22 protein-coding genes are annotated in these 20,586 nt (G+C 51.2%); 8 read left to right on the top strand and 14 right to left on the bottom strand.

The features are described 5' to 3' along the window. Window positions 1–125 precede the first annotated feature (125 nt). Together ACVDHE_RS11760 and ACVDHE_RS11755 are read right to left on the bottom strand one after the other, a co-directional pair. Window positions 126–1,148, bottom strand: a complete 1,023-nt coding sequence (locus ACVDHE_RS11760) for a sigma-70 family RNA polymerase sigma factor (protein ID WP_458884675.1) — start codon at window positions 1,146–1,148, stop codon at window positions 126–128. After that, window positions 1,145–2,269 (bottom strand): DUF6076 domain-containing protein, encoded by a 1,125-nt coding sequence (locus ACVDHE_RS11755; protein ID WP_458884674.1) that lies wholly within the window; start codon window positions 2,267–2,269, stop codon window positions 1,145–1,147. The genes ACVDHE_RS11760 and ACVDHE_RS11755 overlap by 4 nt, the downstream gene beginning before the upstream one ends. Window positions 2,270–2,417: 148 nt before the next feature. Between ACVDHE_RS11755 and ACVDHE_RS11750 the strand changes: the two genes are divergently transcribed. The 5 genes from ACVDHE_RS11750 (at window position 2,418) to ACVDHE_RS11730 (ending at window position 5,970) form a co-directional block, all read left to right on the top strand. After that, the gene (locus ACVDHE_RS11750; RefSeq protein WP_458884673.1) at window positions 2,418–3,488 is read left to right on the top strand and encodes an AAA family ATPase; all 1,071 of its coding nucleotides are present in this window, start codon (window positions 2,418–2,420) and stop codon (window positions 3,486–3,488) included. Between the two features lie 201 nt (window positions 3,489–3,689). Continuing rightward, the gene (locus ACVDHE_RS11745) at window positions 3,690–4,001 is read left to right on the top strand and encodes a plasmid mobilization protein (protein ID WP_087262051.1); all 312 of its coding nucleotides are present in this window, start codon (window positions 3,690–3,692) and stop codon (window positions 3,999–4,001) included. Window positions 4,002–4,004: 3 nt separating this feature from the next. Next, window positions 4,005–5,369, top strand: coding sequence for a relaxase/mobilization nuclease domain-containing protein (locus ACVDHE_RS11740; RefSeq protein ID WP_458884672.1), 1,365 nt, complete (start codon window positions 4,005–4,007; stop codon window positions 5,367–5,369). 48 nt (window positions 5,370–5,417) lie between these two features. Then, on the top strand, window positions 5,418–5,696 hold the full coding sequence (locus tag ACVDHE_RS11735; RefSeq protein ID WP_458884671.1) for a hypothetical protein: 279 nt from the start codon (window positions 5,418–5,420) through the stop codon (window positions 5,694–5,696). A 70-nt stretch (window positions 5,697–5,766) separates the two neighbouring features. Beyond that, entirely contained in the window at window positions 5,767–5,970 is a 204-nt protein-coding gene (locus tag ACVDHE_RS11730; RefSeq protein WP_458884670.1) for a recombinase family protein, read from the top strand. Here ACVDHE_RS11730 and ACVDHE_RS11725 read toward each other — a convergent pair. From ACVDHE_RS11725 to ACVDHE_RS11700, 6 genes are all read right to left on the bottom strand, one after another. Next, window positions 5,963–7,636 (bottom strand): recombinase family protein, encoded by a 1,674-nt coding sequence (locus ACVDHE_RS11725; RefSeq protein ID WP_002604471.1) that lies wholly within the window; start codon window positions 7,634–7,636, stop codon window positions 5,963–5,965. The two genes, ACVDHE_RS11730 and ACVDHE_RS11725, sit on opposite strands and share 8 nt — an antisense overlap. 77 nt (window positions 7,637–7,713) lie before the next feature. Next, a complete protein-coding gene (locus ACVDHE_RS11720) occupies window positions 7,714–7,887 on the bottom strand; it encodes a transposon-encoded TnpW family protein (protein ID WP_002604472.1) in 174 nt (57 codons plus the stop codon). A gap of 458 nt (window positions 7,888–8,345) precedes the next feature. After that, on the bottom strand, window positions 8,346–8,588 hold the full coding sequence (locus ACVDHE_RS11715; RefSeq protein ID WP_002604473.1) for a helix-turn-helix domain-containing protein: 243 nt from the start codon (window positions 8,586–8,588) through the stop codon (window positions 8,346–8,348). Further along, window positions 8,572–9,009: a sigma-70 family RNA polymerase sigma factor gene (locus ACVDHE_RS11710; protein WP_002604474.1), complete on the bottom strand. Its 438-nt coding sequence runs from the start codon at window positions 9,007–9,009 to the stop codon at window positions 8,572–8,574. The genes ACVDHE_RS11715 and ACVDHE_RS11710 overlap by 17 nt, the downstream gene beginning before the upstream one ends. A 473-nt stretch (window positions 9,010–9,482) precedes the next feature. Next, complete coding sequence (rlmN, locus tag ACVDHE_RS11705; RefSeq protein WP_002584956.1) at window positions 9,483–10,466, bottom strand: 23S rRNA (adenine(2503)-C(2))-methyltransferase RlmN; 984 nt, start codon at window positions 10,464–10,466, stop codon at window positions 9,483–9,485. A 16-nt stretch (window positions 10,467–10,482) separates the two neighbouring features. Continuing rightward, complete coding sequence (locus ACVDHE_RS11700) at window positions 10,483–10,668, bottom strand: cysteine-rich KTR domain-containing protein (protein ID WP_003431289.1); 186 nt, start codon at window positions 10,666–10,668, stop codon at window positions 10,483–10,485. 398 nt (window positions 10,669–11,066) lie between these two features. On the opposite strand from ACVDHE_RS11700, the gene ACVDHE_RS11695 reads away from it, so the two are divergent. The 3 genes from ACVDHE_RS11695 (at window position 11,067) to ACVDHE_RS11685 (ending at window position 13,249) form a co-directional block, all read left to right on the top strand. Then, the gene (locus ACVDHE_RS11695; protein WP_002584957.1) at window positions 11,067–11,423 is read left to right on the top strand and encodes a helix-turn-helix transcriptional regulator; all 357 of its coding nucleotides are present in this window, start codon (window positions 11,067–11,069) and stop codon (window positions 11,421–11,423) included. Between the two features lie 201 nt (window positions 11,424–11,624). Beyond that, entirely contained in the window at window positions 11,625–11,954 is a 330-nt protein-coding gene (locus ACVDHE_RS11690) for a plasmid mobilization protein (RefSeq protein WP_002584958.1), read from the top strand. Continuing rightward, window positions 11,915–13,249, top strand: coding sequence for a relaxase/mobilization nuclease domain-containing protein (locus ACVDHE_RS11685; RefSeq protein ID WP_002584959.1), 1,335 nt, complete (start codon window positions 11,915–11,917; stop codon window positions 13,247–13,249). Before ACVDHE_RS11690 ends, ACVDHE_RS11685 begins: the two co-directional genes overlap by 40 nt. A gap of 201 nt (window positions 13,250–13,450) precedes the next feature. Here the strand turns inward: ACVDHE_RS11685 and ACVDHE_RS11680 are convergent, their stop codons facing one another. The 6 genes from ACVDHE_RS11680 to ACVDHE_RS11655 all read right to left on the bottom strand — a co-directional run bounded on the left by ACVDHE_RS11680 (window position 13,451) and on the right by ACVDHE_RS11655 (window position 20,580). Continuing rightward, window positions 13,451–13,660 carry a transposon-transfer assisting family protein gene (locus tag ACVDHE_RS11680; RefSeq protein ID WP_002584960.1) on the bottom strand — a complete coding sequence of 70 codons (210 nt, stop codon included), beginning with the start codon at window positions 13,658–13,660 and terminating at the stop codon, window positions 13,451–13,453. Window positions 13,661–13,664: 4 nt separating this feature from the next. After that, entirely contained in the window at window positions 13,665–17,012 is a 3,348-nt protein-coding gene (locus ACVDHE_RS11675) for a YodL domain-containing protein (protein ID WP_002584961.1), read from the bottom strand. Window positions 17,013–17,137: 125 nt separating this feature from the next. Beyond that, a complete protein-coding gene (locus tag ACVDHE_RS11670; protein ID WP_002584962.1) occupies window positions 17,138–17,506 on the bottom strand; it encodes a cysteine-rich VLP domain-containing protein in 369 nt (122 codons plus the stop codon). Next, window positions 17,503–19,578 (bottom strand): type IA DNA topoisomerase, encoded by a 2,076-nt coding sequence (locus tag ACVDHE_RS11665; RefSeq protein WP_002584963.1) that lies wholly within the window; start codon window positions 19,576–19,578, stop codon window positions 17,503–17,505. Before ACVDHE_RS11665 ends, ACVDHE_RS11670 begins: the two co-directional genes overlap by 4 nt. Next, window positions 19,575–20,324, bottom strand: coding sequence for a DUF4366 domain-containing protein (locus tag ACVDHE_RS11660; protein WP_002584964.1), 750 nt, complete (start codon window positions 20,322–20,324; stop codon window positions 19,575–19,577). The genes ACVDHE_RS11665 and ACVDHE_RS11660 overlap by 4 nt, the downstream gene beginning before the upstream one ends. Continuing rightward, window positions 20,314–20,580, bottom strand: coding sequence for a DUF4315 family protein (locus tag ACVDHE_RS11655; protein ID WP_002584965.1), 267 nt, complete (start codon window positions 20,578–20,580; stop codon window positions 20,314–20,316). The genes ACVDHE_RS11660 and ACVDHE_RS11655 overlap by 11 nt, the downstream gene beginning before the upstream one ends. Between the last annotated feature and the right edge of the window lie 6 nt (window positions 20,581–20,586).

Genomic DNA, 20,586 nt, shown 5'->3' with positions numbered 1-20,586 from the left:
AGGTTCTACACCCAAATGTTGCATTGTGATAGTTAGCAATGACTAACCGCTTTGCATGCTACAAAGTATAGCATTTGAAAGGAGTCTTGTCAATCTCTTTACGGTACGATTTTTATTGCATTGCACTATGAGCGAACATCCACATCAGGTCCTCTGGGGAAGCGTAAATCAAAATCGGCTTCTTCTTCTCCCTGCTCCAATGCGTCGCTGAATATCTCATGGACATGGATCAGCGAAACAACTTCACAGAGAAACCGCTCTGCCAGTTCTTTTTTGTTGAGCCAGGTGATCTGCGGCGGCACATAGTAACCGGAATCAGCCTCTGCATCCGTCCTGGCCCTGTGAATGGCTTTCTGGATGGAGAGCCACTGACCGTAAGCGCCGCCGTTCAACTGCTTTTTCAGTTTCCGGATGGCGCTTTTGTATGCTTTCTCCGCACCGCTGGGGCCGTTATAGTTGAGCCGGATGGCCAGTTCCTGAAAGGTCATGCCCTGTTCGTTGGGCTGACCGATTCCCAGATAATAGCGCACCAAATTCAGTTCTCTGGGGCTCAGAATCTCCTCCATACGCTGGAGGATCAGCGTCCGGCGCATGAAGCGGTCGTAGACCCTGGCGGGGTCACCTCCACACCCCAGGTCAAAGACACGCTCGCCCAGAGCCTCGATCTGAAACACGGTGCGGTATTCTTCCAGCAGACGCTTGGCTACTTTGACGGAGACTTCCAACTTCTCTTGAATGGCAGTCAGCAAATCTTCTTCGGCACCCTCCTGCTCGTGTGTGGCATAGAGGAACGCCACCTGGCGCAGCTGGCGGTAACGGTCCAGCGGGAGCGACAAGGAGAAAGAACCCTGGGCGGCGCAGTCCCGCATGGCCGTCTCAATAGCGGAGGTCGCATAGGTCAGCAGCTTAGTCCCCATGGATGGGTCAAACCGCCGCGCCGCGTCCAGCAGTGCCAGCGCCCCCTCCTGCTTGAGGTCGTCCACCAGAAAGTCCTGAGAAAACTGCTCGCAGTAGCTTGTGGCCAGCATGGTCAGGTATCCCTCATTCTGGGAAAGCAGGAGCGGTGCGGCCTGCGGATCGCCGTCCTGTATGCGCTGGGCCAGTTGCTCGTTGCTGGGGCAGGGAGTGTCACAGTGGTACATGCTCATGGCCGGTTCTCCCGGGCAATGCGCGCTCTCGCCTGAACATAGATCGATTCCTGCTCCATGTCCTTTGCATAGCCGTTGGCAGCATAGTCGTTATCCATGAGCGCCTTATCCCGCAGGCTCTCCGCTACATACAGTGCTTCATTGCGCAGCTCGTCGGAGATCTTTCCTCTCTGGTGATGCTTGCGGATGGTGTTGGTGCGGGTGGTGAACAGGCGGTAGACCGGGTGCTGTTTGTTTTGCTCCTTCTGCCGCATCATGGCGCCGTACTGCCGGCAGGTCATGCGGGGATCCTGGGGCGCAATGCCATCGCAGTATTTTGGCATATGGCCGTTGGTGGTGAGAAAGTATGTTCCACAGCCACAGCACCGGCTGGGCGCATGGCCGTGCTGCAGTCCGTTCATCAGATCAAAGATGTAGAAGCTGATGACATGGTCAAAGAAATACCGGTTCACAAATACGGTTTCCTTTTCCTGTTTCGGATGTCGGGCAAAGACATAGGAGGATCTCAGATCCGGCGTGATGGTAAATGGCTCAATATCCGGTACCGGCAAATCACGCATCATATTCCAGAACCATTCGCTGTTGAAGCAGTCGTGGGCAGCCATGGCAAAGAAGGTCTCTGTCCGTTTCTTCAGCCGCCGCAGATAGCCCTCCTCAAAATATCGTGCCGCCACGGCGAAGTGCTGGATGCCCAGGGGGATACTGAAGGCAGCGACCAGATAGCGGAAGAAAAATTCCCGGACGGGCGAAGCCGGCTTCAGCAGGTCGTTGTGGGACGCCGGGGAAAACAGCACCTCCAGTGTGTGCTGTTCCTGCCCTTTGTCCATCAGGCTGTACGGCGGGCAGTGCCACAGGGCGTCCAACAACTTCTCCAGAGAGGCGCGGGTCCCGTCCAGCAGGTTGATAAATTCACCTCGCCCGGCCAAAGCCAGGGCCTCCACCTGATGGCTGATGGCACCGCCGTGGGTGACCAGTTCTCGTATGGTTTCCTCGGGAACATTCAACAGTTCGGCGGCAAAGTGGCCGGCCGGGTAGACGGTCTCGTTGAAAAAGATCTGATCCTGCCAGACATCCATTGTCAGATGCAGAAAATTGTTGTTCTGCCTGATTCCCAGTGGCATAGGGCCACCTCCTCTGTCCTATATCTGTTTTCTGCCTGTCTTGCGATATTCTCATTTTATCAAAATTCCCCCAATAATCAAGTGAAAGGACAAGAGCCACGGTGGCCGCGTGGTCTCTGTCCTTATCTTTTTACAAGGGGATGATCCTATGAGTAAAACAAAACGACTGCAAACCATTGACGGCGAGAGCCTGATGAGCCTGCCGCTGACGCCGCTCAACTTCGTGGTAGACACGCTTCTGTCTCAGGGGCTGCACCTCCTGGCCGGCTCTCCCAAGGTGGGCAAGTCCTGGCTGGCCCTGTGGCTGTCCGTCATGGTGGCCAAGGGCGAAACCGTCTGGGGGATGTCCGTGAAGCAAGGTACCACCCTCTATCTCTGCTTGGAGGATTCCGTTCTCCGTATCCAGAACCGGCTCTTTGAGATCACCGAGGACGCACCAAGCAGCGTCCACTTCTGCACGGAGTGCGCCCTCATTGGACAGGGGCTGGAGGAGCAGGTGGAAACATTCCTCACCGCCCACCCGGACACGGTACTGGTCATCATCGACACGCTGCAGATGGTTCGTCCAGCTCGTGACGCAACCTACGCCAACGACTACCGCGACCTCTCTGCGCTGAAACGGATCGCAGATGCCCACGGCATCGCCATCCTGCTGATTCATCATCTGCGCAAGGAAACCGCTGACGATGTGTTCAACCGCATCTCTGGTACGACTGCTATCAGCGGTGCGGTGGATTCCAGCTTCACGCTGGTGGAGGAACGGCGGGGCAGCGGCAGAGCAAAGCTCTCCTGTATTGGCCGTGACATTGAATACCGGGAGCTGACACTGGAGCGCAACGGTGAAAATGTATGGGAACTGGTGTCGGACAGCCGGACACAGCCGGAGCTGCTGGGCGACCGTATCGTTTATCTCCTCTCCGAACTGATGAGTGACCGAACTGAATTTATCGGCACTCCCACAGAGCTGTCTGAACGAATCGACCCTTTGGGTGTGGAGCGTATCTCGCCCAAGAAAGTGTCCAGACAGATTCTGCAAAACCTGGACGCACTAAGGAAAATCGGCATTTCTGCTGTGGTGCGCCGCAGCAACGGAAAGCGGCTCATTGAGCTGCACCGTGCCGAAAGTGACGATACCCAGGGTATCCCGGCGGTCGACCCTGTTGACCCTCTCGGGGTGCTGTGCGGCGATTTGCAGGCGGTTTCCAGGTGCGGCGAGTAAACTCCCGCAAGGCAAAAGAAACGCCGTGTGGGGCCGTTTGTGGCTGAAGGTGGAACGCGGGTGTTTGGCGCGGGAGAATCACCTCCTTGGAGGTGGCCAGCATCGCGTTTGTCTGGTCACCGGCAAAGCCGCCGCCCGCCTTCCGCATAATTTCCGGGCAGAAGCCCGGGCCCACTTTATCTGCAATATGGAGGAAACGACATGAAAAAGGATATCAAGTTCAGTACCCGGATGGCATCCGCAGACCGGGAGGCCATCAAGGAATTGGCGAAACGCTCCGGAATGTCCATGAGCGACTATGTGACAGCCTGCTGTCTGGGAAAGCAGGTTGTGGTCGTCGATGGACTGAAAGAAGTGCTCAAGGAGCTGAAGTCCATTGGCAGAAATCTGAATCAACTCGTCACCCTGGCGCACATGGGGCGCGTCACGGTGGTCAATCTGGACAGTGTGCGCCAGGCGTTCTCTGAACTCTGCGCTGCTGTCCGGTTGATCCTGGAACGAAAGCGGTGGTGAGGAATGGCGATCATCAGCTTCACCAACTACAAGCGGGGCCAGACCACCGGATGTATGGGAGCCGTAATGCGGTACACCATGCAGAACAAGAAAACTGAGTTCGAGGGGCAGCAGTTGATCACAGGCATCAACTGCCAGCCGGAATCTGTCTACGCGGACTTCATGACTACCAAGCGGCTCTATCACAAAACCGATGGCGTGCTGTTCTACCACATGGTGCAGAGCTTCCCGAAAGGCGAAGCGGTCGACCCGGTCACCGCTCATGCGGCGGCGCTGAAGCTGGCTGAGTACTATGAGGGATATGAAGTTCTGGTCTGCACCCACACAGACCGGGAACACATCCATTCCCACTTCCTCATCAACTCCGTCAACTTCGATACCGGAAAGAAACTGCACATCGCAAAGGAGCAACTCCAGCAACTGAGGCAGCGCAACGATCAGGTCTGCATGGAGTTTTCTCTCCCTGTGTTCCAGCCTAAAGACAGGAAGCAGAAAACCAAGACCATGACAGTCGGTGAGTATCACACCGCGGCCCGTGGCCAGAGCAAGAAGCTGCAGCTCATGAATCTCATCAACGTCTGTATGCGCCACGCCTCCACCCGTGAGGAATTCATTGCACTGATGGAGAGCGAGGGCTGCAAGGTCTGCTGGGAAACCTCCCGGCGGAACATCACCTACACCACACCCAGCGGCTGGCAGTGCCGTGACCGCCTGCTGTTCGGGGAGAAATATCTGAAGGAGAAGATGGAATATGAATTCAGGATCAGAGCAGAAATTATCCATGGACGAGCTGTTAGAGAAGAACCGGCCCGCGCAGATGGTACAGACCACGCCGCAGCCCCCGGCACAAGAGCCGACACCGCCTCCCGAAGTGCATCCCACGAAAGCGGAGTGGGAGGATCTGCTGAGCGACCTCTGCGCACTGGGGTACCACACCGAGAGACAGACTGGCTATCTGAAGAAGGTCAACGAACTGCTTGTGCAGCTCCCGAACCGGACGCAGATGGACGAACTGCTGAAAGCGGTGAAGCATCTGGAGCAGATGAGCGAACAGGCTGGGAAGCGGAACGAGAAGCGTTTTTCTCTGCCCAGTATCAGGCTGCCCAGACTGAGTCTGCCGGACATTCCATGGACCAGTCTGCTGTTGGGACTGGCGGCCCTGGCGCTGACTGGGCTGGTGCTGTGGGTGGTGTGGTCCAGCTTGGACACGCTTTGGAGCGCGGCCAGGGGCCTGCTCCCGTGAAGGATGCCACCACGCACTACCACGCAGACAGCAAGGCCCTCCGGAAAGAACGACAAAAGAAAATCGCCCTCGGTCACAAGGAGGACGATCACGAAGAAGAACAGACTTGGCAGCAGACCATGTGACGGTCTGCTTTTTTGTTGCCCGAATTGGTTTTGGGAGAAAGGAACGCTATGAAAAGTGAATTCGAAGTGTATATGGAGACAGGTATTCTGGGTGGTTATATTCCGGAGCGAGCGATCGGCTACCGGGATGAAAATACAATCACGCCAATCTACCGGGATACATCTTATCACGAAACAGAACATGGTATGGAACTTCGCCGGGAGATGATCGTGGGCGGACGAACATTCTTCGTCCGTTCCATCTTCTCTACCGCAGAGGAAGCAAAAACGCCTACGGAGCAGATGCTGCAAATCATCGACAGTGATTTAGAAAAAGGTTCGCTTTGAGGATAGACATTGGGCAGGAGATACGGTATGTTTGTTGTTACCGTATCGGCTTGCCCGGAAAGGAGTAGCAATGGCAAGCAACGAAAAATATACCGTCCTCTATGGCCGACTGAGTCAAGAGGATACGCAGAAAACAAATAAGACGGATGACTCGAACAGTATTCAGAATCAAAAACTTCTGCTGGAGAAGTATGCAGCCGAGAAAGGATTCACCAACACCCTCTTCCTGTATGACGACGGTTACTCTGGAACGAACTTTGCTGGGGTTAGATAGCGATACTTTTTACATCTACCATGTTGCGGCGGTCATGGTTGACAACTTGCGTCGGCTCCTGCTCGGTATCAACCTGTCCGACAAAGCTATAATGGATTTCGATTTTCCGGGTGTTGGTTTCCCGGTCTAATTCATGTATCAAAATACGGTCGATAAACTCATGGACGTTTTCATAGGTCAATTCCTGTATGTCGCTGTATTTCCCGACAATCTGAATAAACCTTGATATATCCCTTTTTCGCTCGGTAACGGTTGCGATCTGCTGTTGTAACTCGTCTATCCTTGCGGCAAGGGATTTCTTTTCGTCCTCATAGCCGGAAGTTAGAAACACAAACCGTTCATCTGTCAGTCTGCCTAATGCGTTGTCCTCATACAGCTTGCGGAAAAGCGTGTCAAGTTCGGTCATACGCGCCTGTGCTTTGAAAAGTTCCTTTTGCTGCTGCGCTAATGCCTTTCTCGCTTCCATGTCGCCGTACTCGGTAGCTTTACAGATAAAGTCCTGTTCGTGTTCCTTAACATACCGCAAAACCCGCCGCATATCTTCCAGCACTAAATCAAGAAGTACGTTTTTGCGGATATAATGAGAGGTACACTCGCTGCCTGTCCTTGCCCTGTTGCGCCATGCGCCGCAAGAATAGGAAAACTTGCGCGGCTCGATATTTACGCCCTGTTGGTAATACATCTTATGTCTGCAACCAGCGCAAAACAGCAAGCCGGAAAAAATATCAATCTCCGCTGCTTTTGTCGGGCGGTGGCGGGTAGCAATCCGCTTTTGCGCAAGTTCAAAGGTTTCCTCGTCAACAAGCGGCTCATGGGTGTTTGGGAAGAAATAGCGTTGTTCTTCTTCGTTCTTCCGGGTCTTTTTCGACTTGTAGGATACCTTGTGAGTTTTCGCGGTTATGGTATGCCCTAAATATTCCTGCCTTGCTAATATGTCATAGAGCGTTTTGTCCGGCCAAGTATAGGGGGCGATCATTGCCCGCTGATACCGCGCCTGTCCTGTACGCTGATAGCGCAACGCTCCAATCGTCAAGACTTTGTTTTCCGCAAGCCATTTTTGGATTTCGCACATACGCACGCCGCTAACAAACATAGCGAAAACCTGTTTGACAATCGGCGCGGTTTCCGGGTCGGGTATAAGGTGGTGGCGGTTGTTCGGGTCTGGGATATAGCCGTATGGATATTCCCCGTTGACGCGCTCGCCTTTTTGCGCCTGTGCCTGTTTAACTGCGCGGATTTTCTTGCTTGTGTCGCGGGCGTAAAACTCGTTAAACCAGTTCCGCAAGGGGGTAAACTCGTTATCCTCCCGCGCTGTGTCAACTCCGTCGTTGATCGCGATATAGCGTACTCCGTTTTCGGGAAATACAATCTCTATGAGTTCGCCCGTTTTCAGATAGTTTCTGCCAAGACGGGAAAGGTCTTTGGTAATGACCGTCGCCACTCGTCCGGCTTCCACTTCCTGCAACATCGCTTGCAGCCCCTCGCGCTCAAAACTCACGCCGGAAAATCCGTCGTCCACAAAAAACTTTGTGTTCAAAAAATGGTGTTCGTCCGCATAGCGTTGAAGTATCATTTTTTGGTGCTGTATGCTTCCGCTTTCTCCGGCTTGCATATCCTCTTGACTTAAACGGCAGTAAAGGGCGGTGATTTTATTCGACTGTAACATTAGTCCTCCTTTCCGACAGCCGAATAAACAGGTATAATGTGTTGCTATCATTATACCATATCCCGCCGCCTAATGCACTACTCGGACGCTAAAAATCCCGGATTTCCGGGCTTTTTCTGCAAATCCTTTACAATGAGTTTCTCAATCTTTTTATGGATTGTATCGGTTGCCTTTTCACTCGGCAACGCTTGAACAAGATAGGTGATTTTCCCTATTTTGCGTTCGGTTGTAATTGTCTGTTTTTTATCCATTAGAAAAACCTCCTTTTCCTGTATGGATAAACTATATTCGTCAAAAGGCAAAAACGGGCGGTTGTTAGCTGCAACCTCACGGGAGTTTCACCCCGGCCCATGCTTATGGGTGCGCCGCGCAATACTTTGAGGGTGTTCAACGCGGGAGTATCATTGTGCCGCCTTGTATGTCGTCGCCCACAAGCTGCTAAACCTGTTTTACGGCGCGGTAGTTCTCGCTCGGCTTTTCCCCTATGGGGAAAAGCTGTCATGGCGTACCCGCCGACTGGCTCGGTACAGACGGAATGTACCCGTTTGCCTGTTATGCTGCGCACCAAAGGCCGCTTTCTTTGTCAAAGAACAATAGGCTTTGTCGGCCTGCAAAAGCACATCAACAGCGGATATGCTTTTGCGGAACGACAAATAGCCCATAACGGGAAGCGTGGAAAGGGGACACGCTCCCCGCATGGGCTAAAAGATTATCCTACATGAAAAGCAAGGGTGCGGGTAATAAGGCGCACTTGCAGCCTGTTACGCATTTCCTCGTCCACATAGGAATAGGTATTGCCCGCGTCGTCTTTCAGCGTGCGGGTACAAAGTTTCGCTATGTAACCCTCGTAGTGCTTCAAGATCGCGCACATGGCGGTTGTGTCGCCGTTTGCCGCTGCGGAAATGACAGGGAACGGCAACAGATTTTCAGACTTCCTAACGGTATTCATCATCTGCTTTTCCCTCCAAATACTGTTTGATTTTCGCAAGCGCGGATTTCCTGTGCCGGAAAACCGTCGTGCGTACAACATTCAGCAGTTCGCCAATTTCCGCGTCGCTCATATCCAAGAAGTAGGACAAAAGGATAATGTCGCGTTTCCTTTCGGGCAAAGCGTTAAGGGCTTCGGCAAGCAGTTCATTTTTGACGAGTACATCAAAGCCGGACACTTGAAAACGGAAATAATCGCTTTCGTATTCGTCCGTTGTGAAAAGCTGCGCGAGTTCGCTTTCGCTCAAATCCGAAAAAGTAACTTCGCGTGCTGCGCGTTTCGCAAGAGTGCGGCGGTGGCTTTTCGCTTCGCCGACCAAAGTTTTCTTTGCTAATGCGTCGTACTGATGTTGTATTCTTTCCTTGTCGGAAGAAGATAGCTCCATAGAGTTCACCTCCTTCCCGCGTGGAGTAGAGGACGGGAGTTAAGGGCTTGTCCTCTCTGCCCCTTTCGCTCCGTACCCGTTCGGGAGATGGCTCTTGAGTGCGCTTTTCAGAAAAAAGTTGAAAAAAGCAAAATGCGCCCGTCCGCAAGACGCGGACGGGCGCAAAGGAAATGTAAGCAGTAGCTAAATGTATTGACAGTTCACATTCATAGCCGGAATATCCCGCTTGCGGAGCATAGCTTTTTTTGACCGCAAAGCATTAGGCGGGTTACAGTAAATAAAAATGGACACGGCGATACCTCCCCGATACCGCCGTATCCTTAAAAAAGGGCGACTTTAATACACTACCCGCAATCCATTCTATAATAGGGAACAGCGGCTTTTGCGCAATATTAAATAAAAAAGCCGATAACACATAGGTTTTTTGACCTAATGCGTTATCGGCTCTGCGTCTATGCGTCTGGCACTTTTAATCATTTTTTTTTGAATTTATTATATGTGTTAGCTAACTGTCCACAAGCCGCGTTAATCTCTCTGCCATGAGAAACTCTCATAGTAACTTCAAGTCCTGCTTGCTCTAATTGATGTTTGAATGCAACTATTTCCCGTTTCTGTGGTGCTTTAATTCTTGAATTGCTTGTTGGGTTGTATTGTAACACGTTAATCATAACTTTTTTGCCCCGAAACCATTTTGCAAGTTGTCTTACATCTGAGGGCCGGTCATTTATACCCGGTAAAAGCAAATACGCAAAGACAATTTTGCGATTATGCCTTTCAGAATAGGATAAGGCTTGCTTAACAACATCTTCAATAGCATATATGCGCATGTGAGGAATAATACGATTTCTTGCAGATTGTGTTGCTGCGTGTAAAGATATTGTCAACTGAATTTTAAGATGTTCCTCGCGCAATTTTTTTAATTGATCGACCGGACCAACTGTTGATATGGTAATGCCGTCGGTTGGAAAGTTGAGCCCATATCTATCTCGGAGAATATGGATTGCTTTTATCAAGTTGTCATAATTGAATAAAGGCTCTCCCATACCCATAAAAACGATACGGTTTACTTTTCGACGCAACAATATAATCTGTTGTACGATTTCTGACGATGTTAGATTACGAACAAAGCCATTTCGCCCGGACTCACAAAAAATACAACCAACAGGACAACCGACTTGTGTGCTCACGCAAACAGTTCCACCATCTCGCCGCTTGATAAAAACCGTTTCAATGTATTTGTTGTCTTTCAGTTCGTAAACATACTTTTCAGTATCACTGCTTTTGCAAATATTTTTTACCAACATTGATAGATTTTTTTTGCGTGGTAATTGCTTATATAATTCTTCATATAAGGCTTTTGCTTCATTCTCGCCAATAACTTCCGACATTTCTTTGTAAGTAAATCCGTATGGATCATTCCGTACTTCCGCAGGCGTATATTTAGGTAAACGTTTCATTTTTATATCCTTTCTTCTAAATAATAAAAGTTTGTTTTTCTGTATTTTTGATTACAATCTCTAATTTTTCTACATCAATGATATGCGTCAATTTGCATTTAGGGCAGAAAAGAGGAAAATCTTTTAATACAGTATTATGAAATACTTGAACTCTCGTCTTTCCGTTACAAATCGGACATTTTATCCAATATTTTTTAAGCATTATATTTCACTCGTCCTTTTTACACAAAAAAATGCAGGTCAATCCTCAACATGAGCATTGACCTGCATTTATAATGCACAGAGCAGTACAACAAAACTAAGGCATAGCTTGCACTATGTCTATACTATATCTATACGTCGTTAGTTTTTTGTATAGCATCCGCAAAATAAGCATGACAAAAAAGCCCATGTTGAAAATGGGAAAATCCTTTTTTTCAATGCTTATCTAATACGCATGCTATGCAACATAAACGCCGCCTCCTTTTACATAAATTTTATTTTATCAGAAAATCAGTCTACTGTCAATACACAACAGGAAGTATTTAACCTAATGATATGAATTGTGTGGACATATCCAAAAAGAAAGGTGAACTGTAAAATGTAACAGGGTGAATGAAAATGGCAAAAAGACCCGTACCATTGTACGACTTTAAGGCTTTCGGGGCAGCTATAAAAGCCGCGAGAAATGAATACGGCGAGAGCCGCAAAAAGGTAAGCGACGAGTTATATATTTCCCCGCGCTACCTTGCGAATATCGAGAACAAGGGACAACAGCCGAGTTTACAGGTATTCTATGACCTTGTAACCCGGTATCATATTTCGGTAGATCAATTTTTCTTCCCGAACAGCAATGCGGAGAAATCCACCGGGCGGCGGCAGCTTGACGCGCTGCTGGACGGTATGAGCGATAAAGGCATACGGATTGTAACCGCAACAGCAAGGGAGATAACGGAAGTCGAAAAAGCAGAGGATTAACCTCACAATATGAGAAATCGGGAGATTGCAGCGCATGGCGGCTGCAATCTTTTTTTGCGTCCAAAATCAAAGGAACGCGCAACAAATACCGCCTTTCGGTGGGGGTATGGAGTAGATAGCAAGCACAGCAAACGAGTACCCGTTTGCGGAAAATGCTTGTTGGGATAATCCCAAACCCTTATACCGAAAGGCGGTGCGGAAATGGAAAACCGAAAGAGAAATATACAGATGAAGTTTTACGTTACGGAAGAAGAAAAGCGGCTGATCGACGAGAAGATGAAGCAGCTTCCCATAAAGCAGTATGGGGCATACTTCCGTAAAATGGCGATAGACGGGTATATTCTTGTCGTTGACCGAAGCGACACAAAAGCATATATCCGGGAACTGCAAGCGGTGAGCCGGAACATCAACCAAATTGCAAAACGCGCCAATGCGACGGGGACGGTTTACAGGCAGGATATAGAGGACATTAAAAAGGCGGTGGACGAGATATGGCGGTTACAAAGACGCACCCTATTAAATCAACCTTAAAGGCTGCGATAGACTATATCTTAAATCCCGAAAAGACAGACGGGAAGCTGCTTGCGTCCTCTTTCGGCTGCGGGCTGGAAACCGCCGATATTGAGTTTGCATGGACGCGGGAAGCTGCCGGAGATCGCGGCACACATTTAGGGCGGCACTTGATACAATCCTTTGCGGTGGGAGAAACCACACCGGAAGAAGCGCACAAAATCGGCATGGAACTTGCCGGGGCGGTATTAGGCGGCAAGTATGAGTTTGTTTTGACAACTCACGTCGATAAAGACCATCTGCATAATCACTTGATTTTCAACGCGGTTAGCTTCGTTGACTACAAAAAGTACCATTCCAACAAGCAAAGCTATCACTTTATCCGGCGCACCAGCGACAGGATATGTAAAGAGCATGGGCTATCCGTCGTCGTACCGGGACAGGACAAGGGAAAAAGCTATGCAGAATACACCGCCGAAAAGCAAGGGACAAGCTACAAAGCAAAGCTGAAAACGGCGATAGATACTCTCATTCCCCAAGTGAAAGATTTTGACGAACTGCTGCGCCGCTTGCAGGAAATGGGGTATGAAATCAAACAGGGCAAATACATTTCCTTTCGCGCTGCCGGACAGGAACGGTTTACCCGCACAAAGACGCTCGGCGCGGCCTATACGGAAGAAGCGATAAAGGAGCGTATCAAGGGCGTGTATGTTGCCAAAACAAAAACGCTGCGGGAAGATAAGAAAATCCGGCTTGTCGTCGATCTTGAAAACAGTATCAAAGCCCAACAGTCGGCGGGCTATGAACGGTGGGCAAAAATCCATAATCTGAAACAGGCTGCTAAAAGCATGAACTTCCTAACCGAAAACAAGATTGAGTATTATAGCGAACTTGAAAGCAAGATAGCCGATATTATGACCGCTCATGACGCGGCGGCAAAGGCGGTTAAGGAAGTGGAACAGCGTATGTCTGATTTGTCGCTGCTTATCAAGCACACCACCACATACCGACAGTTAAAACCGATTTACGATGAATACCGAAAATCGCCGGACAAGGAAAAGTATCTGCGGGGGCATGAAAGCGAAATTATCCTGTTTGAAGCTGCGGCAAGGGCATTAAAGGAAATGCAGATAAAGAAGCTGCCCGATCTCGCCGCGCTGCGCAAGGAGTATAGAAGCTTAAACGACAGGAAAACCAAATTGTATGAAGATTATCGGCAAGCCAAGAAGCAAATGCAGGAATACGGCGTTGTCAAAAAGAACGTCGATAGTATTCTTTACCCGTCCCAAAGCAGGGCGCGGGAGCAGGAGCGATAAGGCGCAAAACATGGGGTGGCAAGTGGAATGTTAAGGGCTGAAAACGCCTGTGTTTCTGCGGCTTCCAGCGCATGAAAACGACATAGACGATAAAGTATATTCAAACCCGCAAAAACGGCTTTCTAATTGTCCACGCAAGGACAAAAAAAGAACAGGGGCGCGGTGCCGGAAATCGGCAACCGCGCCCCTGTTCTCTATGGGCTATTCCTCGTCGGTCAAGATAAACTCCCTTTCGGAAAACTCGCTGTCCGTCATGGCTTGCAGCTTGTTCACCGCTGCGGCGGCAAGCTGGCGCATATCCTCGTCCATGTAGGGCATGGCGGCAAGGATATTTTCAAGCGTTGTTTCCCGGCTGTCCTCGGCGTAGATCGCAACAATGTTTTCTTCCTCAATGGTAAAGCGGGTATTCATGCTATCAAACCTCCAAATCCTTTTTATGCTCTTTCTGTTTATCTTTCGGCTGCTGCGCCGCCTGTTTCTTGTATTCGTCCAGCTTCTTCAAAATGGACGGTTTTTTCTGCGGCTGTTCCCGTTTCTCGGCTTTTACCGCTTTTGCAAGGTCGGTAACGGAAATCGCTTCCCCCGCCTTTGCCCGCTGCTCAAAATCTGCAACGGTGGGCGTTTGCGGCGTATTGTTGATAAGCCCGTCAAAATTGTTGTCGTTCTGCTCTATGGTGTCCTCGACGTGCTTTAAGGGATTATCCCGCTGCGGCTGCTCGGCGGCTATGGCATAAGCCTGTGTGCCATTCCCCATAATGAGATACTTCCCGTCCTCCGACGCATGGTGAAAACCAAATCCCGCCGCTTCGATCTGTTCACGGCTCATATCGGTAATATGAAAATTGCCCCTCGGCGTTCTAACGGTTTCACCCGTCAAAAGGCTGTCGGGGGTCGCTTCCGGCTGCTGCTTTTCAAGCTGCCCGTCCTTGTAGGAATATCCTTGCGCCGCGATTGCTTCAAGGGTCTTGCCCGTAACGTCGCCATAAATCCGCTTGTCTGCGTCAACCAGCATTTGCAAAGTGTCTTGTACGGTGTCGGACAAGGCTTGCTGCTGTTCGGGCGGCAGCTTGTCAAATACGGGGGTCTGCTGCTCCTGCAAAAACTCCGGCACTTGCTGAAAACCGATACTGTCTACATAGTGGGCGGTGTCCTCGTCGTTCTGATGAAGCACAACAATGTCGGAAACGGAAAGGCTATGCCCCTTAAAGTCGGCGGGGTGGTCGATATTAAACCTTTCCCAAATGTCGCCCAGCGTCATATCCTTTGTAAGCGGTGCAGTATAGACGAGTTCATAATTTACCCGGTCAATGGTAAGTCCAGCCGCTTGCAGACGGTCATAAGGCTCAAAGCGCAAGTCCCTTGTTTCGTCCCCGCGCTTTAACTGATAAATGGAAAAGGTATCGCCCTGCTCCTGCTCGGCTTGCCGCTGCTGCTGCAACTCGGTAAAATGCCCCTCAATCTCGGTAATGAGTTCCTTTGCGGTGGTCTGTATTGTTTCAAGGGACGCTTTTAACTCGGTCATTTCCTTGCCGCTGCTCCAACCAGCCACATAGCCGAAAGAGTAATCGGAAGTATCAAGGCCGAAATGCTGGCAAACCGTATAAGCGACGCTTTCCGCTTCTACCTCGCAGGTATGGCGGTCAACGCGGTTTTGCTGCTCCGGCGGGGCGTTTAAGTCTACGTCGTGCAGCTTCGCATGGGCGATTTCGTGAATGGCGGTCTTTACCGCCTGTAATTCACTCACGCCCTCTTTGATTGCAATACGCTTGTCGGTCAAACTGAAATACCCATTTGCGCCGTTTGTGATCTGCTCAAATGCAATCGGGACGGGGGACGCTTTTTCAAGGGCGGCGAAAAAATCCTCGTACTGCTCCACATCGGCAAGCAGCGGTTTAACGGAAAGGTCGGGAAACTCCTTGCCCTCGGTCTGCGAAATATCAAAGACGGTTATAACCTTAAAGGCGGGGACGGTGATTTCCTTTTCTTCCTTTACCACTTTTCCCTCGCGGTCAAGCATGGGCTTTCTCGTTTCGGGGTCGATTTTATCAACCAGCTTTTTCACCTTGTAGGGCGCGGGGGCAAAGATTTTAATGCCTTTCTCGCCTTTCTTTACATGGCGGTCAAACTCCTTTTCCCATTGACGGAAGCCCATTACCAAATTGCCGCCCTGCATAGCAATTAGGATAGTGTTATTCAAACTATAATCATGGAACTTTGACATAGCGGTTAGAAACTCTTTGTAGCGGTCGCTGTCAAAAATCGCCTGTACGCCCTGTTCCAAACGCGCGGTGATCTCCTTTACCTTTTCGGCGGGCTTTTCGGAAGTAAGGATAATGGGGACGACGGGGCGGGGCTGCTGCGGCTCTGCGGCCTGTGCGTCTGCTTGCTGCGTTTCGGCTGCGTCCATATAGGCTTTGTCCTGTTCGCCGCGCTCCGGCTGCGGGTAACTCATAATGCGGTATTCTTCCGGCACTTCGCGCCCCTCAAACTGCCGTTCCCACTCGTCGCCGCTTTCCACGATATAGCCGTACTCGGTAAACGCGCCTTTTTCCTGCGCGGCAGCGTTCCTGCCAAAAGTAGAAAGGTCAATGCCGCCTTTCCATTCTTCGGGCATTTGTACCATGCCGGATTGATTTAAGTAATAGTCGCCCAAATCGTGGTAGTTATGTACTTCGGGGATATGGACGTAAAAATCCACGTTGTAGGTGAAGTCAATTACCTGTCCAATATTTGCAAGCCCGTTTTTCTGCTGCAAAGCTGCGTTCAGCTTGCCAACCTCGGCGGGGTCAAGCTGTTCGAGCCGCGCCGCAAGAAAATTGAGTTCGTCCACGTCGGCGGCGCATACCATTTCATAAGGCAAGGCAATATGTTTCTCCGGGTCGTCGGAATAGCCGCGAATGGAAAAATCCTGCGGGTTGTCGGCGGTAATGCCGACGTTCCGCATAGCTTCGTGCAACTGCTCCTTTGTGGCGGGCATATCCAACCAATAGCCGCCGGGGTCGCCCGCGTCAAAGCGGCTGCGGTTGCCTATCATAATAGAAAACTGTTCGCTCATGTGTTCACGCTCCTTTTCCTGCCCGGTATTTTCGGGGATAGCTGCCGCCTGTTGCTGCTGCGGGGGTTCTTCGCCCTCTATGGTGTAGTCCGGCATGAGCATACCGTTTACTTTGAAATAGTCGGCGTACTCCTGCGGGATAGGCGGGGAGATTTCCGTAAACAAGCGGTCATACGCTTTGATACGCCCATTCAGATACTTTTCCATAGCTGCCTTGTCGGTGAAAACCTTTCTATCTTGTCCGGCAATCTTCGCTTGGGTTCTGCTTGGGCTGTTGGTGCGCACGCTCCATGTAAGCGTCCATGAATACGGGATAGATTTCTGCGCTTCTTTGTCGTAGCGGGTATTCTCGTAAATGTAGTAATTCATCTGATATACCCGATTGCTGCGAATATGGCGGTTATGCTCGGTGGTCTGCCACTCGTTAGCGGTGTGCTGGACGTGCGGCGTTCTCACATATTCAAGTGTTTTATCCAGCAAAAGCGTTCTTCCCGCCTGTTCTTCCCATGCGGCGGCGCGTTCTTTAAGGTCGTCAAAAATCGCCTGTTCTGCCGCCGCGCTTTCGCTGCGCATGGAAAGTAGCTGCGCAATCGGCAAGGAAGCATAAGGGGCAATCTCCCTGTCCTTTGCTTCAAAATATATCCGGCGTTCTATCCGCATGGTTTCGGCGGCTTCTAATTTGTCATGGTCGTATGAGGAATACGGCATATTCTTTCATCACGTCCTTTCTCGGTCATATAAGGGTTTGGGACTATCCCAACAAGCAAAATGCCCGCGCTCTCTATGGGAAGCGCGGGCATTTCTCGCAAACGGGTACTCGTTTGCTGTGCTTGCTATGTAGTTGTTTTTATCCGTAAACGCCTGTTTCTCTCGCTTTGGGCTTTCTGTCTGCGGCGTATCTTTGCCGCGCAATCGGGGCAGTATTTCGCCCGGTTGCTGCCCGCCGCAAACGTGCTGCCGCATACCGCGCAACGCTTCAAATCGGTTTCCCCGCTGCGGGTGATCTGTTCGCAAAGCTGCCTGTCGGCGGGTAATACCGCTTCGCGGAAATAGCGGCATAGCAGCGAATAGCTGATACTCTGCACACAAACGCAAGTTTCCCCGTCGTCCAGCAGCAGACAATTCCCGCAATCGTTGTTTGCACAAGCGGCGCGGGTCATTTTCTTTACGGCGCGGTATTGCTTTTCATCAAGCCTTATCATTTTCGGTTCTGCTCGACGCGGAAGTTTACATACTTGCCGCCTGTGTCGGCAAGCAGCACAACTCCGTCAAAGGTCTTTCCCGTCTTGGTCGAGTACATACCTTTGATTTTTACCTTTCCGTCTTTCAAAAGGGCGGCGGCAATCGCCTTTGTGAAAGCCTTTTTGCGCTGCTCAAAAAAGCGGTCATTCTTCCACATCACAAAGCTGCAAGCCCTGTCGGAGCAGTAAAAGTTTTTCTTGCCCTCGTAAACCGCCGCGCCGCAACGGGGGCAAGTGCCGATTGCTTCCCGCTGCGGGGTAAACAGCTTCGCTTTATCCTCGGAAATCGCGGAATAGGTCTTGACAAGCCCCGCTGTCATTTCCTCAATCCCGCGCATGAAGTCGGCGGGGCTGTCGCTGCCCTTTGCAATCCCGGTAAGGCGCGTTTCCCATTCTGCCGTAAGCTGCGGGGACGTAAGGCTGTCGGGCAGAATAGCGACAAGGTTATACCCGTCCTTTGTGGGGATTAGCTTTTTGCCCTTGCGCTCGGCAAAGCCCGCGCTAATGAGTTTTTCAATGATACCCGCCCGCGTCGCGGTGGTGCCTAACCCTTTGCGCTCCGCGTCCTCCGGCGTGTCCTCCTTTCCCGCACTCTCCATAGCCGAAAGTAACGTATCTTCGGTAAATGCCTTTGGGGGCTGCGTGTAACGTTCGGAGATCTCCGCTGCCGGATTGTCAAAGGTCTGCCCCTCGGCAAGCGGGGGTAAAACCGCTTCCGGCTCTGCGTCCTCGTCCTGTTCCCCGGACGCGGCGCGGGATAGTCTTTCAATCTCGCGCCAACCCTCGCAAAGCGTCGTCCTGCCCTTTGCGGTAAAGGTATAGCCGCCGCAAGTGAAAACCGCCGTAACCGCTTCATACTCATAGGGCGCGGCAACGGCGCAAAGCAGTTTTGCGCACACAAGGGTCATTAGCTTTTTCTCACTTTCGGCAAGGGAAGAAAAGCCCGTTTTCACAAACTCCGCTGTCGGCAAAATGGCGTGATGGTCGGTTACTTTGCTGTTGTCGCAAATCCTCGCAAGGTCGGCTTGCAGCTTCACGCCCTGCATAAAGGGGAGAGCAGCGCAAAGGCCGGTGATAAGTTCCTTTGTGCTGCCCTCCATATCGGAAGTGATATATTTGCTGTCGGTGCGGGGATAGGTCAAAAGCCGTTTTTCATAAAGGGCTTGCGCATAGTCAAGGGTCTGTTTCGCCGTAAACCCATACAAACGGTTTGCTTCCCGCTGCAAGGCGGTGAGGTCAAACAGTTTCGGCGGGGCTGCGGTCTTTTTCTCTTTTTTAAGGGAAGTACAAACGGCCTGCGATTTCTCGCAAGCCGCTTTCATCTGCCGCGCCGCCGCTTCGTCGTCCTGCCTTTCGGAAAGGGCGGCAACGCCGCCAACGTCCAGCCGGACGACATGATATTTCTCTTTCTTAAAGCTGCTGATTGCATAGTCGCGGTTTACCAGCATAGCAAGGGTGGGCGTTTGCACTCTGCCGACATTCAATGTTTTATGGTAGAGGATAGAGAAAAGGCGGGTCGCGTTAATGCCAATGAGCCAATCGGCCTTTGCTCTGCAAAGCGCGGATTGATAGAGGTTGTCATAGCCGCGCCCGTCTTTGAGATTTGAAAAGCCCTCGCGGATTGCACTTGCTTCCATGCTGCTAATCCAAAGGCGGGAAAAGGGCTTTTTGCAATTCGCCTGTTCATAGACAAAGCGGAAAATGAGTTCCCCCTCGCGCCCGCTGTCGCAAGCATTGATAATCTCGGTAACGTCGCTGCGGTGCATAAGGTCTTTGAGAATGGAAAACTGCTGCTCCTTGCCGCTGGCAACAATAAACTGCCACTCCTGCGGGACAATGGGAAGATCGTCGTACTTCCATTTACGGAATTGTTCATTGTAGGTCGCCGCGTCTGCAAGGCTAATCAAATGCCCGATACACCACGACACAAGGTAGCCGCCGCCCTCAAAATATCCGCTGCGCTTTTCATTCGCGCCCATAACGGCGGCAATCGCCGCCCCGACGCTCGGTTTTTCTGCAATTACAAGTTTCATAGATTATCGTCCTCCTGCTCGGTCTGTTCGGTTTCGACTACTTCCGTTTCCTCGTCGTCCTCGTCAAAATCAAGGTCGTCAAGGCTGCTGCTGCCTTTCGCCGCGTCCTTTTTGGGCTTCAAAATCTTAAAGTAGTAGAACGCGCCGCCGCCCGCTGCGGCAACAAGCAGCACGACAAGCAGAATACCCATGCCGCCGCCTTTTTCTTCTTCCGGCGGCTGCTCGGTTTCTTCCGGCTCCGGCTCGGCTTCCACACCCGCGCACTCGCTCATGTTGACGCTGCAAACCGGGCAAGCGGTGTTGACGCTTCCGGCAACGCATTTATCGGTGCAGCTACAAACGGGGGCTTCGGTCTGCCCGTCCTCCATAAGGGCGGTTAAATCCGCTTCGTCCACTTGGTTAAGGAAATGGACGGTATTTTCCCCGTCCTCGGCGCGGTCAATGATGATGTAAAAATAGTTGCCACTTTTGGTAACGACGGTGATAAACTGCTTGTCGCCGGACGCTTCACCCGTTATATCGTCCACAAGGGACATATTCCCGTCCGGGGTAAGGGGCTGCGGCTCATAGCCGCCCGTCGTTTCTTCCGGCTCGGTTTCCGGCGCGGGGGTTTCCTCGGTTACGGGGGTAGGCGTGTCGTCGCTTTCATCGCCACCGCCCGCATAAGCGGTAACAGAAAAGCCGCACATGATAACCAGTGCGGCAAGCAATACGGTAAACTTTCGGATTATCTTTTTATTCTTCATTGTCGTTGTCCTCCTGTTCGGCGGGGTAAGTGGCTTCCGGCTGCGGCAAGGTGATTTCGCCGCTGGCGTAAGCGGAGAGGAACGCGGCAAGCTGCGTCCCGTCAAGGTGTACCGCCTTTACCATTTGCACGATCTGCGCGTTTTCTTCCTCGACTTTCTGCGCTTCAAGGTCTTTCAGCTTCTTTTGCTGTTCAAGGATTTTTGCCCTCGTTTTCTCAATATCCCTTTCGATACGGTCAAGTTTCGTGTTCGCCATAGTCAT

It is taken from the genome of Dysosmobacter sp. Phy (assembly GCF_054476235.1).
The sequence above is the reverse complement of the archived record's forward strand: the minus strand, read 5'-3'. Positions and strand labels throughout refer to the sequence as shown.